This window comes from Sphingomonas sp. NFR15 (assembly GCF_900103265.1).
Classification (GTDB): Bacteria; Pseudomonadota; Alphaproteobacteria; order Sphingomonadales; family Sphingomonadaceae; genus Sphingomonas; species Sphingomonas pollutisoli.
In genome coordinates this window covers 40,116-53,919 of record NZ_FMWX01000008.1, presented here as the reverse complement: position 1 = coordinate 53,919, position 13,804 = coordinate 40,116, and the positions used below count along the sequence as shown (strand labels likewise).

14 protein-coding genes are annotated in these 13,804 nt (G+C 62.6%); 10 read left to right on the top strand and 4 right to left on the bottom strand.

Features of this window, described 5'->3' with window-relative positions:
- Positions 1-100: 100 nt before the first annotated feature.
- Positions 101-1,066: a LysR family transcriptional regulator gene (locus BLS81_RS16725; protein ID WP_093225591.1), complete on the bottom strand. Its 966-nt coding sequence runs from the start codon at positions 1,064-1,066 to the stop codon at positions 101-103.
- An 84-nt stretch (positions 1,067-1,150) separates the two neighbouring features.
- On the opposite strand from BLS81_RS16725, the gene BLS81_RS16720 reads away from it, so the two are divergent.
- On the top strand, positions 1,151-1,567 hold the full coding sequence (locus tag BLS81_RS16720; RefSeq protein WP_093225590.1) for a hypothetical protein: 417 nt from the start codon (positions 1,151-1,153) through the stop codon (positions 1,565-1,567).
- A 200-nt stretch (positions 1,568-1,767) separates the two neighbouring features.
- On the opposite strand, the gene BLS81_RS16715 is transcribed toward BLS81_RS16720, so the two are convergent.
- Positions 1,768-2,283, bottom strand: a complete 516-nt coding sequence (locus tag BLS81_RS16715) for a nuclear transport factor 2 family protein (protein ID WP_143023386.1) — start codon at positions 2,281-2,283, stop codon at positions 1,768-1,770.
- A gap of 356 nt (positions 2,284-2,639) precedes the next feature.
- On the opposite strand from BLS81_RS16715, the gene BLS81_RS16710 reads away from it, so the two are divergent.
- The 9 genes from BLS81_RS16710 to BLS81_RS16670 all read left to right on the top strand — a co-directional run bounded on the left by BLS81_RS16710 (position 2,640) and on the right by BLS81_RS16670 (position 11,395).
- Positions 2,640-4,712 carry a TonB-dependent receptor gene (locus BLS81_RS16710; RefSeq protein WP_218123146.1) on the top strand — a complete coding sequence of 691 codons (2,073 nt, stop codon included), beginning with the start codon at positions 2,640-2,642 and terminating at the stop codon, positions 4,710-4,712.
- An 8-nt stretch (positions 4,713-4,720) separates the two neighbouring features.
- Positions 4,721-5,569, top strand: coding sequence for a molybdate ABC transporter substrate-binding protein (modA, locus tag BLS81_RS16705; RefSeq protein ID WP_093225586.1), 849 nt, complete (start codon positions 4,721-4,723; stop codon positions 5,567-5,569).
- A gap of 278 nt (positions 5,570-5,847) precedes the next feature.
- A complete protein-coding gene (locus BLS81_RS16700) occupies positions 5,848-6,834 on the top strand; it encodes an alpha/beta hydrolase (protein ID WP_093225585.1) in 987 nt (328 codons plus the stop codon).
- A 443-nt stretch (positions 6,835-7,277) separates the two neighbouring features.
- Positions 7,278-8,039 carry an SDR family oxidoreductase gene (locus BLS81_RS16695; RefSeq protein WP_093225804.1) on the top strand — a complete coding sequence of 254 codons (762 nt, stop codon included), beginning with the start codon at positions 7,278-7,280 and terminating at the stop codon, positions 8,037-8,039.
- The gene (locus BLS81_RS16690; protein WP_218123145.1) at positions 8,036-8,461 is read left to right on the top strand and encodes a hypothetical protein; all 426 of its coding nucleotides are present in this window, start codon (positions 8,036-8,038) and stop codon (positions 8,459-8,461) included. The genes BLS81_RS16695 and BLS81_RS16690 overlap by 4 nt, the downstream gene beginning before the upstream one ends.
- Positions 8,458-9,351 carry a sigma-70 family RNA polymerase sigma factor gene (locus BLS81_RS16685; protein WP_093225582.1) on the top strand — a complete coding sequence of 298 codons (894 nt, stop codon included), beginning with the start codon at positions 8,458-8,460 and terminating at the stop codon, positions 9,349-9,351. The genes BLS81_RS16690 and BLS81_RS16685 overlap by 4 nt, the downstream gene beginning before the upstream one ends.
- Before the next feature lie 124 nt (positions 9,352-9,475).
- Positions 9,476-9,931: a carboxymuconolactone decarboxylase family protein gene (locus tag BLS81_RS16680; RefSeq protein WP_093225580.1), complete on the top strand. Its 456-nt coding sequence runs from the start codon at positions 9,476-9,478 to the stop codon at positions 9,929-9,931.
- 58 nt (positions 9,932-9,989) lie between these two features.
- Complete coding sequence (locus BLS81_RS16675; RefSeq protein WP_093225579.1) at positions 9,990-10,394, top strand: YybH family protein; 405 nt, start codon at positions 9,990-9,992, stop codon at positions 10,392-10,394.
- Between the two features lie 80 nt (positions 10,395-10,474).
- A complete protein-coding gene (locus BLS81_RS16670; protein WP_093225577.1) occupies positions 10,475-11,395 on the top strand; it encodes an SDR family NAD(P)-dependent oxidoreductase in 921 nt (306 codons plus the stop codon).
- 325 nt (positions 11,396-11,720) lie between these two features.
- Here BLS81_RS16670 and BLS81_RS16665 read toward each other — a convergent pair whose 3' ends face one another.
- Together BLS81_RS16665 and BLS81_RS16660 are read right to left on the bottom strand one after the other, a co-directional pair.
- Positions 11,721-12,830: an alkene reductase gene (locus tag BLS81_RS16665; RefSeq protein WP_093225575.1), complete on the bottom strand. Its 1,110-nt coding sequence runs from the start codon at positions 12,828-12,830 to the stop codon at positions 11,721-11,723.
- Positions 12,831-12,886: 56 nt separating this feature from the next.
- A complete protein-coding gene (locus tag BLS81_RS16660; protein WP_093225574.1) occupies positions 12,887-13,795 on the bottom strand; it encodes an alpha/beta fold hydrolase in 909 nt (302 codons plus the stop codon).
- Positions 13,796-13,804: the final 9 nt, after the last annotated feature.

The window sequence follows — 13,804 nt, the reverse complement described above, 5'->3', positions numbered from 1 at the left end:
TGAGCGACCAAGGTACTGGCCTCCCATCAGGTCGATCACGACCTGCGAACCGGCGCGCAGCAGGTCGACGGATCCAAAATCGCACGCGCTAGAGTGAGCATCAGCTCATCGCGGGCGCGTAATCCGCCGCGGCGTCCTCGAGGCGCCAATCCCTTGCGGCATTGCGAAGGTCATCAAGCAGGCGGCGGATGCGACGCGGTGTGTGTTGGCGCTCAAGGCGGACCGCATGCATGGCAGTCTCCGTTACACGCCACTCACGTAGGAGCTCAATCACCTGGCCCTCGCGTATTTCAAGAAGGCCGACCCAGGCCGGAAGCCAAGCGAGCCCGAGTCCATTCCGCATCATCGACCAGATCGCGCCCATGTCTTCAACGACGATCCTCGGCCGCGGCAGGTGCCGAACGATGGCGCCATCGACAGGGCTTGCGAATTGCCAAGGCAGCAGCCGCCCGCTGCCCGGGTCGCGGAAGCCGATCTGATGATGCGCATTTAGGTCGGTGGGGGATTGCGGCGCGCCAATTAAATCTACGTACCGGGGGGTCGCACATAGCACCCACGGAAAGCTCCCGAGTGGTGTTGCCACCAGCCCTGGCTGGCTCGACAGGTCACCGAAGCGGATCGCGATGTCGATCGCTTCGCCAGCGAGGTCGAGCGTGCCGTCGTCGACCTTAAGTTCCAGTTCGATGTCGGGGTTGGCCCGCAACAGAGCTGGAACCTGTCGTGCTAGGCGGGCACGAATAAACGGTGCCGGCGCGCTAAGCCGAATACGACCTCCCGCGCCGCTGGTGGCTGCACGATCAAGCGTTGCCTCCAACCGCTCAGCCTCGCGCAGAAGATCGCGCGTCCCCTCCAGCAGCCGCTCCCCCTCGGCGGTCAGCGAGATTGCGTGCGTCGTGCGGTGCAGCAGGCGGACGCCGTGCGATTGCTCGAACCGCGAAACCGCCTTGGACAGGGCTGACGTCGTTGTGCCCGCCCGCCGAGCGGCTTCGGCAAATGATCCGGCCTCTACCACTCGCGCGAAATGGAGAAGATTGATGAGGCGCTGGAAGCTAGTCGGTGTTGACATGATGGCAACTCAGTCCTGTTCGCGGTCCCGCTACCATGAGCGGTGCCCAATGAGACATAACGGCCAGGCAACAAGGAGGCTAGCATGACACACGGGCTGGAGCTGGACGAAGAGAAGCTGGACGACGCAGCGCGAGCGATCGGCGAAGGACCAGTCGTCATGGTCAACCTTCTCCGCTTTCGCGAAACGCCTGAATACCCGGCCGACTTCGCCGGCGCTTTATCGGATTCCCGGCGGGGCTATTATGAAGGTTATGTAGTCGGCTTCCGCGCCGCGTGCGCGGAAGTTGGCGTGGCTCCAGAGCTTGTCTACGCCGGTGCCCAAGCTGCGGGCATTTTGGTTGGCCCCGATGACGATTGGCACGAGATCGCCCTAGTCCGTTATCCCTCGTGCGCTGACTTCCGCCGGATCATCGCCACGGACACCTACATCCGTCTTGCTAAACCTCACCGCCTAGCGGTCCTGAAGGACTGGCGTTTCATAGCAACTAAGGCGCGCTGATTGAAGCCGGCGATGTTCTTGGTGCTGGCACGGTCGAGGTCGCGCGACCAAGCCGCCGCCTACTGAGATGCGCAAGGACCGCTGTCGTCAATCCTTCCGTGCCGGCTTAAACGTCTCTATTTCGGATATGACGAAAACTTATGGTCGCACGCTCGGCTGCCGCTCGTGCGGTACCGTTGTAGAAGCGGCATTGCCCCCCGTTATTCTCTCTTGGCCTCGGGCGGAGCAGCCGGCTTGGTGAGCGCGGACTTGAACGCGGCGTTGTCCAGGAAAGCGGTGACGGCAACGACGCGCCCGTCGCGAACCGTCATGATCCACAGGTAGGTGTTGCGATAGGTCGATCCGTCGTGGAGAGGCGCGGTGCCGTCCCAATGAACGATCACATCGTCGCCGTCGGTCCAAATTTTCCGAACCACGGGTTTGAGCGGCCCGAGCAGGCGCGCGCGAAGCGGCAGCGACGTCGCATCGAGCAATGCCTGACGCGAATTGTAGGTCCTAGCGATCTCCGGGTCCTGCCCTGTGATGTGCCAAGACGCATCGTCGGCAAGTAGACTGAAGATATCGAACTCGCCCTTGGCCCAGCGGTCGAAGGCATTTTGAATCAAGGTCCGGTTGGAACTTTCGATGGTCGTGGGCATCGTTCTATCCTGAGCAGCTGCCGAGGCGGGAACCGCGATCGTCAGGGCGGCGGCGATGGGAATGGAGAGCGATCGCAAGTTGATTAATCCTCCGTGTTCCTCGTCCTAAATCGCAACCCGCGTTTAGGTTCGTCGCTAAAATGTCGCGGCTGTACGGACGTGCGAGCACGCCTGTGCTTCGCTCGGTCGACGTCACGCTTTCCGAGGAAGGAATGTTCACGCCGAGGCAAGAACTACACCTTTGTAAGTAAAGCAGAATTCCTTGTGGGCGAAGCTAATGGGTCGTGATGATGGTATAAGCGAACTTCGCTGCGCTGACTGTCAAACCAGGATTTCACCTTCGATAGTGCGGCGGTCGGAACCTTCCGGAACATATTCGGTGGTATATAGCGGTGGCGATGAGAAAACTCGCTGCTACGTCATTGGGAGCCGTCATGGCTCTGTCGACGGCAAACACCGCCGCGCGGGCCCAGGAGCGCCTCGACGGAGCCGACATCATCGTGAATGGTCTGCTGCCGGCAAAGGACGACACGTACAGGGTCGACCATGCAGAAGTCGGCCCGATCGGCGCACGACGACTGCTCGACACGCCTTACTCGATCAGCGTCGTTCCAGTGAACCTTGCCGAGAACCAGCAGCTGCAGAACGTGCGTGAGCTATTCCGCTATATTCCGTCAGTGCAGGGCGAGAACGTTCGCCCACAGTCGCGCGGCTTGCAGGCCGGCGTCGTCCAGAACACGCGTATCGACGGCCTCAACATCGCCGCCACCACCGACTATGCGATCGAGCAGTTCGAGCGGATAGAGGTGCTCAACGGGCTTGCCGGCGCGTTCTACGGGCCAGCCAACCCGGCCGGTACGTTCAACTACACGTTCAAGCGGCCGACCGAGCGCGCGCTTTCCTCGCTGAAGTTCGGCTATGCCAGCGACGGCAACCTTCTCGCCCATGCAGACTTAAGCCGCCGCTTCGGCGCTGTCGGCGCGCGAGTGAATCTGCTGAGCCAGGAAGGCGAGACGTTTGCAAGCACGAGCAATCTGCGTCGCAAGCTCGCCAGTGCGTCGGTCGATGTAAGACCGGCCGCATACACCCGGCTGGAACTGAACGGCAGCTATTACCACTACACCGCGACGGGCTTTCCGGGCACGTTCGCCTTTGCCGCGGGGGTGCCCTTCCCAAGAGACATCGATCCGGGCCGGGAGGGTTACGGTCTAGTCTGGGCGGGAGACGATAATGTGACGAAGCTCGCTAGCGGGCGCCTGTTCCAAGGGCTCGGCGAGCGCTGGGAGCTGACGGCCGGCGTGCTCGCAATGAGCAACGATCGCGCCTCGACCGTCCCCACCTTGACGGTGACCACCCCGGCCGGGGCGTATCGGGCGACCACGGTGAACACCACTTTCAGCCTCGACCGCGTGGTCAGCAATTCGGCGGCACTGCGCGGGTATGTGGAGATCGCGGGCATGCGTCACGATCTGTTCCTGGGCACAACCGGCTTCACCTGGCGGCGGTACACGCCGTTCCAGACGGGAGCGATCACGCTCGGCACCGCGACACTTGCGGCACCGGTTGCGTTCGCGCAGCCGACTCTCCCCGATTTTAAGAACCGGTTTGAAGCACAGTCGACGCGACAGCAGGCAGTGAGCATCGGGGACACGGTCGAGTTGACCAATCGACTGTCCCTTCAGGCGGCGATCAGCCATAGTTGGATCCGGGCACGCAACCTCAATCGCGCCGGTGCCGTTACCTCGCGCTATCGTGACCAGGGCTGGAGCCCGGCGGCAAGCATCCTCTTCAAACCAGAGGAGCGAATGACCGGTTACGTGACCTATGCCAGCAGCCTTCAGCAGGGCGATGCGGCGCCGTCTAATGCTGCAAACGCGGGAGAGGCGCTGGCCCCATTTCGCAGCACGCAATGGGAGGCGGGTTACAAGCTCGATCTCGAGCGCATTCGCCTCGCGGTGGCGCTCTATCAGATCCGCCGTCCGTACGCCTTTGTCGGCGCCGATAACCTCTTTGCGGTGCGTGGTCGACAACGCAATCGCGGTGCCGAGCTAACCGTCAATGGGCGGATCGGCGACGACCTCAACCTTTTCGGCGGCCTCGCCCTCCTCGACGCCAGACTGTTCGATACCGGCGTCGGGGAGACGAGCGACCGGCAGATCCTGGGCTTGCCGAGGCGTGCTCTGAACCTGCTGGCGGAATATCGCCTGCCGATGCTTCGCCAACTGACGGCGACGGCTGACCTTAGCCATGTCAGCCGTCGCCCCACCAACTATCGCGGCACCGCGTCGGTGGATCCCTACACGCTGCTAGATGTCGGGTTACGATACCAACTCAGGGTCGGGGGACAGGCGATGGCGCTTCGGCTCGCGATCAACAATCTCTTCGACGAGCGCTACTGGGCGAACGTCGCACCGACCGGGCAGAACGGCTACAACAGTGTCGACAACGGCACGGGTACGCTTGGCACGCCCCGCAATGTTCGCATCACCATGCAGGTGGCGCTGTGAGGCGTCGCATGGTGACTGCCGCGGCGATTTGGCTGACGACTGGTGCTTCAGCTGAGGCTCCGGTCCGTCCGCCTCTCACGGTCTACGCCGCCGGCAGCGCGACTGGTGTGCTGCAAGCGATGCTCGCTCAGTATTCCGCGAAGACGGGCCAGCAGGTGACGCTCCGCACCGGGCCCGCCGGCCTGATGCGTGAGCGGATCGAAGCCGGTGATCAGGTCGATCTGTTCGTATCGGCCAATATGGAGCATCCGCGACGGTTACACGCCCAGCGGCTCGCCGGGCCGGTGACGACATTCGCGCGTAACCGCCTGTGCGTCTCCGCACTGCCGCAGGTCGGACTGACCCGCGACAATCTACTCGATCGCCTGATGGACCCCAAGGTACGGATCGGCACGTCGACTCCAGGCGCCGACCCGGGCGGGGACTATGCACAGCAATTCTTCGAGAGGGCAGACGCGGTGCGTCCGGGCGCCACCGCTATCTTGAAGGGAAAAGCGAAGGCTGTCGTCGGAAGCCGGATTGAAGAGCCAGGCGCGGCGCAGGCCGCCAGCGCCGCCGAGGGTATGATAGCCCGCGAGGTGGATGCGTCGATCGGCTATTGCAGTTCGCGCGTGACGAGCCATGACGCTACGGTCGTGAAGGTTCCGGTCCCCGCCGCGCTTGCGGTTCCCATCCGCTACGGGATGACCATCGTCCTCACGTCGCGGAATGGTACCCGCATCAACGCCGCCAAGCGGCTTGGCACTTATCTGCGCGGGCATGAGGCGCAAGCGTTGCTCGCCTTCTATGGCTTCGAGCAACCTACGGCGGCGGGCCATCTTCTACCTGCAAATTCACCCTCACCCCACCAACCATGACCGGTTGCCGCGACTGCTGGGACCCGACGTACTGGGCGGGGAGCACCGCTGAGAAAGCACCGAGCAGCAATACGGTCGACCGGACCCATGGAAGTAGATTGCCGTTCGGCGATGGCTGCGGCCGAGCAGCTGGAGTTAACGTCCTGTTGAGCTGCCTTCGGCGCCTTCCGCGGTCCATTGGTCGCGAGAGGGTCGAAGGCGTGCCCAGCGTCGAATAGATGCCGATATAAATGCGGTGCAGCGCTGGTGCGGTCCGGGCGCGATGAAATGGAGTTCACATGACCGACAAAAAACAGGGCGTGGCAGTGCCGGAACGCTTGATTCCCGTTCCGTCCTCCATCAGCCCGGAGGCGCAGGCCAGCCTCGCACGCCTCGTAAGGGAGGATGGGGTGCCGCTTAACGCGCTGTACACAATGCCGACACCCGATGATCTCGGCGGCTGGATGGCGCTTAAGGCAGCGGCGGACGTGCAATATGCGGCAGCAGTCAAACGACTTGCCGGCGCGCTTGAGTCGGAGGTCGAGCAGGTCAAGATTGGTGACGCTACCCTTCACATCGCCACGCCGAAAATCGTGCGGAAGCCTGATTGCGCCTATGTGGATTTTCATGGCGGGGCGCTGGTATTCGGCGGCGGGGATGCGTGCCGTGTCCAAGCGCAGATGCAAGCGGACCAGCACGGGGTGGTATGCTACGGTGTCGATTATCGAATGCCGCCGGAACATCCTTATCCCGCAGCGCTCAACGATGCGATAACGGCCTATCGTCATGTCCTGGACCTTCATGCGTCGTCCCGCGTCATCATTGGCGGTCGATCGGCGGGCGGAAACTTAGCGGTTGCCCTGCTGCTGCAAGCGAAGCTCGAGCAGCTTCCTTTCCCAGCAGGGCTAATCCTGCTTTCACCGGAGGTCGATCTCACCGAGTCCGGCGATAGTTTCCAAGTGAACCAAATGGTTGATGTTGTGCTGCCGGGTTCACTGATGCGTAACAACGAGTTGTATGCTGGCGGGGCCGACCTGTCGGATCCGTATCTATCGCCGTTATTCGGCGATCATTCCGGCTTCCCGCCGACCTTTCTGCAATCCGGGACCCGTGACCTTTTTCTATCCAATACCGTGCGGATGCACCGGGCATTACGTAGAGTGGGAGTCGACGCTGAACTTCACGTCTTTGAAGCTATGCCGCACGGCGGATTTCAAGGTAACACACCGGAGGACCGCGAATTGGCAGCGGAGGTAAGCCGGTTCGCCGCGGCGCGTTGGGCGTGATCGTGCGGCGAGCAAAGGACGCGAGCCGTTAGCCCATAAATTCGTACAAGCGGACTGGGAAGAAGCGCCCAGAAGCGGACGCCCGAGGTGCAATCTGCGCCCTTATGAGCAGCCGATTGTTCGGCGCCACCATTCCCGCTTCACCGTCTCCGATCGCCAATTTCGAGAAAGAGCAATCGGGAACAGGTTTCGGGAAAGCGGATGCCTTGGCCGGCTGCCAGCGCGATCGACGCGCTGAGCTCTCCCGGCGAAGGTTCCCAATCGGGACGGCATGTGCCGACCAGATGAAGCCGTTCTTTGTCAGGACGTTAACAGCAGCAACCGCTACGACCCGCTGTTCCCACAGTGCCTCGAGCGCCACTAGCGCCAGCGACAAAGATCGCCGATGTCACACCGCCTCCGGATGCCTCGTCATGCGCTCAGCACATGAAGGAGACATGGACATGAAGATCGTTGTCCTCGGTGGGACCGGCCTCATCGGCCGTCAACTCGTCGCCGAGCTTGCCATTCTGGGCCATGACGCGGTCGCTGCGTCTCCGAAAAATGGCGTCGACAGCATGACCGGAGCCGGGCTCCTCGTCGCCTTCGCCGGAGCGCAGGTGGTTGTGGACGTCACAAACCCCAAGTCGTTCGAAGACGATGCCGTCCTAGACTTCTTCCGTTCGTCCGCAGGGAACACCGCCGCCGCCGCTAGGAACGCCGGTGTGGGCCATCTGCTGGTCCTCTCGATCGTCGGCACTGACCGATTGCAGAACTCCGGCTACTTTCGCGGCAAGCTCGCACAGGAGCAGGCCTTGGCGGACAGCGGCGTTCCCTTCACGATCGTCCGAGCGACGCAGTTCTTCGAGTTCCTTGGCACGATCGCGGAGGGTCACACGCGGGAAGGCGTTGCGCATCTCCCCACGTTCGCGTTCCAGCCCATAGCGTCGGCCGATGTCGCGCTCGCGCTTGCGCATCCCGCTACCTCGCAGCCGATGAATGGCATCATCGAGATTGCCGGACCAGAGCGCGCTCCCCTTGCCGAGTTCGTCGCGACTTGGCTTAGTGCGCAGGACGATCCCCGCGGCATCGTGCCCGACGAGGGCGCCGGATACTTCGGAGCGCCTGCGGACGATAGCACGCTGGTTCCGGGAGAGCAGGCCCGTCTCTTGCAAACCCGGTTTGAGGCCTGGCTCGACCGCCAGACTCAGAAGGCGGACGCATGATGCGCGCGAGATCCATCATCCTCGGCGTCGCCACCGCGTTAGGGCTCGGCGGGGTGGCCAACGGCATTGTCATGCTGCTCGATCCGGTGAACTGGTATTTCGCCGTCCCGGGCGTCACTTCGACGGGAGCGTTCAACCAGCACTTCGTCCGCGACATCGGGCTGATCTTCGTGCTGGTTGGCGCGGCCCTGCTGACCGGCGTTCTGCGGCAACCCATGCGAGCCGCCTTGTGGAGCACTGCCGCGCTCTGGCTTGCGGGCCACGCGATGTTCCACCTGTGGGAGGTGGCGGTCGGCATCTGCGGGCCAGGCGCGATCGCCCGCGACTTCCCGGCGGTGACGCTCCCGGCTATCCTGACCGCGGCTCTTGCCGGATGGGCGTCGCGCGACGCGCGGCTGAACAGCCGTAGGGAGGTCGCATGACTGCGAGACCGGATGACGGCTCTGCATTGCGCCTTTCGGACTTCGAGGCTGAACGGGCGCGTCTGCTGCGACTGGCCTACCGGATGCTCGGCTCGGTGAGCGAGGCCGAGGACGTGGTCCAAGAGGCTTGGCTGCGCTGGTGCGACGTCCCTGGGGGCGTCGACACTCCGGCAGCCTATCTCACCCGGATCGTGACCCGCCTTTGCCTCGACCAGCTCAAGTCGGCCCGTGTCCGCCGCGAGACCTATGTCGGCGCTTGGCTTCCGGATCCGCTCGTCGGGACGACCGAGCAGGATGAGGTGCTGGCCGACGACGTCACACTCACGCTGATGCTGGCGATGGAGCGGCTCTCGCCGCTCGAACGCGCGGCCTTCCTGCTCCACGACGTGTTCGACACGCCGCTGCCCGAGGTCGCTGCGGCCCTTGGGCGGGAACCGGCTGCCGTCCGTCAGCTCGCATCCCGCGCGCGCCGGCATGTTCAGTCCGCCACGCCCCGTTTCACTCTCCAGCCGGCGGAAGCGGAGGAGATCTCGCGCGCCTTCTTCGCCGCTGCGACCAGCGGGGATGCCAAGGCGCTGTCGGCGCTCCTCACCGAGGATGTCGCGATCCACGCGGACGGGGGCGGCAAGGTGTTGGCCTTCCGCAACGTGGTGCGCGGGTTGGATCGTGCCCTTCGGCTGTTCGCGGGGCTGAAGCGCAAGCATCCCGACTTGCCGCGCCTCATCCGTCCGATGATGGTCGATGGCCTTCCCGGCTACGTCAGCGTCGAGCGTGGCGAGGTTCTTCAGACCACCGCGCTTGAACTCCGTGAGGGGCGCATTGCCGCCATCTACATCGTCCGCAACCCGGACAAGCTGCGCCACGTCCAGGAAGCGCTGGGTCTCTCCTGACAGGCTGGAGACGCGGTCGGCCGTCTTCGCGATCAAAGAAATTACGCGGGCATGTCACACCTGGCAGTCCCGCCTCGTCAATCCGGCACAGCCAGACGGCTGGGCGCACCTGAAGGGATTGATCATGGAAGAGAGCAAGAGACTGGTCTGGCACGAGATCGCGCCTGCGGGAGCTAAGGCGCTCGCAGGCGTCCACCACTACGTCACGACCGGCACCGATCTTCCGGAGGAGTTGATCCATCTCGTCTTCCTACGCGTCTCCCAGATCAACGGCTGCGCCTACTGCATCGATCTGCACACGCGCGACCTCCTGAAGACCATGGCCGTCGACAAGGTCGCGCTGGTGCCGGTGTGGGCCGAGGTGCTGCAGCTCTTCCCCGAGCGATACCGGGCCGCGCTGGCCTGGGCCGAAGAGGTGACACGGGTCAGCGAAACCCATGCTTCTGACGAGGCCTATGCTGCGGCTTCGCAGGCATTCGCGCCGAAGGAACTGGTCGATCTCACGATCGCGATCGCCGCCATGAACGCGTTCAACCGGCTCGGCGCACCCTTCCGACTGCCGGTGAAGGCGCGTCCCTGAGCGCTCCAGCCATCACGAGCCACCGAACTCCGACGCGTTTCTCCCAAGGACTTGCAATATGACCTCCAAGCCCGAGCTCTCCCGCACGCCGGAAGGCATCGTCCCGTCACTTCTTCAGCATTTCAACTCAATGGATGTGGACATCATGTGCGGCTTCTACGAAGCGGACGCGATCCTGGTGAGCGCCAACGGCGAGCCGCAGCGGGGCATACCTGCCATCCGTGAGGAACTGCTCAAATACTACAGCGTCCGGCTGCCGATGGCGATCATCGCCCGCCACGTGTTCGTCGCCGACACGATCGCCTCGCTCGTTTTGGACTGGAACATCGTCGGCAAGACGCCGGACGGACAGGACTTCCACATGGTCGCGACTTCCAACGACATCGCCCGACGCGGCGAAGACGGCTATTGGCGCTACATCATCGACAATCCGTTCGGGACGCAGGTTCGGCAACTCGCTTGAGCATAGCCTACTCGCTGAACTTGGGCGTGCATGAGGTGCCCCAACGCCATCGTCACCAATCGCGATGCTTCGAGAAATCCATGAACCGGCTAACCACACCCTTCGGCTTCCACTCCACAGCTGCGGAGGTGCTCCGCGGCATCGACCTCACCGGAAAGCGGATCATAGTGACGGGAGGCGCTGCCGGCATCGGTCTCGAGACCACCCGTGCATTTCTGCTCGCCGGAGCGCATGTGACGCTCGCGGTGCGACGGCCGGACGCCGGCGCCGTCGTCGTGGAGGAGCTCAGAGGGCAGGCGCCCGGCGCCGCGATTGACGTGCGTCCGCTTGACCTCGCTGACCTTCGCTCCGTTCAAGCCTTCGTGGCCGGTTGGTCGGATCCGCTGCACGTCCTCATCAACAATGCCGGCATCATGGCGCTGCCGGAGCGCCAGCTCTCCCCGCAGGGTTTCGAGCTCCAGTTCGCAACCAACTACCTCGGACATTTCGCGCTGACGTGGGGGCTTTGCGACGCGCTGACGTCGGCCGGCGGCGCTCGCGTCGTGTCGGTCAGCTCAAGCGGGCATCTTTTCTCGCCGGTAATCTTCGACGACCTTAACTTCGACTTCACGCCCTACACGCCGATCGGCGCCTACGGGCAGTCGAAGTCGGCCACGGCGCTGATGTCCGTCGCAATCACGCGGCACTGGGCCGATCGCGGGATCGTCTCCAACGCACTTAATCCCGGCGCGATCGCGACCGGACTGCAGCGCCACACCGGCGGTCTCCGGACACCTGTCGAGCGACGCAAGACGCCGGAGCGGGGCGCAGCGACAAGCGCCCTTCTCGCGACCTCGCCGCTCCTCGAGGGCATTGGAGGGCGCTATTTCGAGGATTGCAACGAAGCGCCTTTGGTGACCTGCCGACCCACGGACTTTTCGGGTGGCGTTGCACCCTATGCGTTAAACGGCGACAACGCCGACCGGCTCTGGAACGTCTCGCAGGCCCTGGCCCGCGCCTGAGCGCTTTCGTTTCTCGTGGAATCGGTGCTTCGTGGCAACCTTTTCGCTACGACAAGGACGGCCGGTTTCAGCGTCACCGGTCATTCTTGGCGGCGGCAGCAACCGGCAGTTTCGTCCCACATCACGCCATTCGAGATGGTTCGACGCGTCCCGCTACTTGATCGATCTCGAGAACGCGAAGCCCTTCTCGCTGTCGTTCCTTGAGGGAAAGCGGGCGGTGGGGCGGGGTCCCGTAGGCTACCCCAGCTATTGACCCCAAAAGACGATCCATAGACGGGACGTATATCCCCAGTATAGGCTTACTTAAGCGAATTGCCTACGCAAATCAGTTGGTTGCCGCGTCATCGACGGTCTTATAATCAATATATCCAGACGTGCCCCCTTCGTAGAAGCTGTTCGGGTCTGGTTCGGTTAGAGGCACATTCTTCTTCAACCGATAGACTAGGTCCGGATTAGCAATAAAGTCCTTACCGAATGCGACGTAGTCCGCGATCCCTTCGCGCAGCGCGTACTCGGCAGCGTCGCGGGTCATTGCGCCATTTATAATCAAAGGGCCTGAAAAAAGCGGTCGAAAGCGCCGTGCCATTTCGAGCGTGCGATCTTCTGAATCTAGGCCGGGAACGAACATCAATGCGGCAAGATGAAGGAAAGCAGCCTTCCTCGTACTCAATTCTCTTATCACGTATTCGTAGGTCGCCTGAGCTTCCGCATCAAGGATTATCCCGACTGGCCCGTCCACGCACGGGTTCATCCTGACGCCGACTCTATCGATACCGATCGCCTCCGCCACAGTATCTACAACCTTCAGGAGGAAGCGTGCCCGGTTCTCGATCGTACTGCCGTACTCGTCCGTTCGTTGATTGGCACTCGGCACCAAGAACTGGTGGAACAGGTAGGTGTTGGCGGCATGGAGCTCGACCCCGTCGAAGCCGGCCGCCATGGCATTGACTGCTGCCTTCCGGAAATCCTCGATCGTGCGATCGATATCCTCCGGCGTCATGGCGCGCGGGGTTACCGTGGGCACCCGGCCGTTTCGCGTATAAGCCTCGAATTCCGGATTGATCGCGGAAGGAGCCAGCGGCAGAGCGCCGTCAAGCAGATCGGGGTGTGACACCCGACCGACGTGCCAGAGCTGGGTGATGATATTGCCACCCTTGGCATGCACGGCGTCCGTTATCGGTCGCCACGAGGCCACCTGCTCAGGCGTGAACAGCCCAGGCACTTTGATATAGCCCGTAGCCTCGCCACTGACGATCGTCCCCTCCGAGATTATGAGCCCGGCGCTGGCGCGCTGTTTGTAATAGGTGACCATCATACCGCTGGGCACCGCGTCTTCATTCGCTCGCGAACGTGTCATTGGTGCCATGACAATGCGATTGGACAGGGCCATTGGCCCGATGGCCCCAGGCTCAAACAGGTTTACGATAGAGCTCATTATACGTCATCCAGCCGAAAGGGTTGCTGATAGCCACTTCGCTCTTCGGCGTGTGTTCACTTAGCGCGTGTTTCGATGGATAGAAGCTGTCTGATCCCTTCGAGCGTCGCGGTAGGGTTTTCCTCTACCATAAAGTGACCATGGTCGACGCCGTTGCCGAAGGCTTCAGGAGCAAAAGTCTCGCGCCAGATGTCCAGTGGCGTTTTCGGGCTCGCGCCGAAAACGAGTCGGCTCCACAGAATAAGAGTCGGACAGGTGATACTTTTTCCTGCTGCCATATCCGCGAGGTCGGTTTCTAAGTCCGGACCAGCCCCGGCGCGAAAGTCTTCGCAATAGGCATGCACGTGCGCTGGATCGCTCCAATCGAGCCTGAACTGCTCTAAAGCGGCAGGGTGGAAGCAATCCAGCGTGCCGCTCCCGCTGTAGGGCCGGCACATTTCCTCGATGTATTCGGCTGTCATGCGCTGCTCAGGCGTCGGATCAGGCTCGGCCATCCATGTCCAGTGATCAAGGGAACCCGGGACCGCTTTTATCATCTCCCACACCACGAAGACCGGCAGATTGTCCATGATGCCCAGTCGCTCGATGCGCTCAGGGAAATCCAATGCCAGCTTATAAGCGACCTGCGCACCTCGATCATGTCCGACGACGGTGAACCGCTGATGCCCAAGTTGCCTCATGATCTCCGCCGCCTCTGCAGCCCACGTCGCCTTGGAATAAACGAGATGAGCGGCATCACCTGCAGGAGCCGCAGATCGACCATAACCCTTTAGGTCGATCACAACCACGCGATGCGTCGTGGCCAGGTCCAGCGCTACGGGATGCCATTCCAGGTGTGATTGGGGAAAACCGTGGATGAGCAGCAAGGGGGGGCCGTCGTCCGGACCACCCACGCGTGCGAACAGCCGATTGCCGTTCACATGGAAAAACTGCTCGGAAAAGCCGGGGAATAAGTCGATCTGCATGTTCTGTCC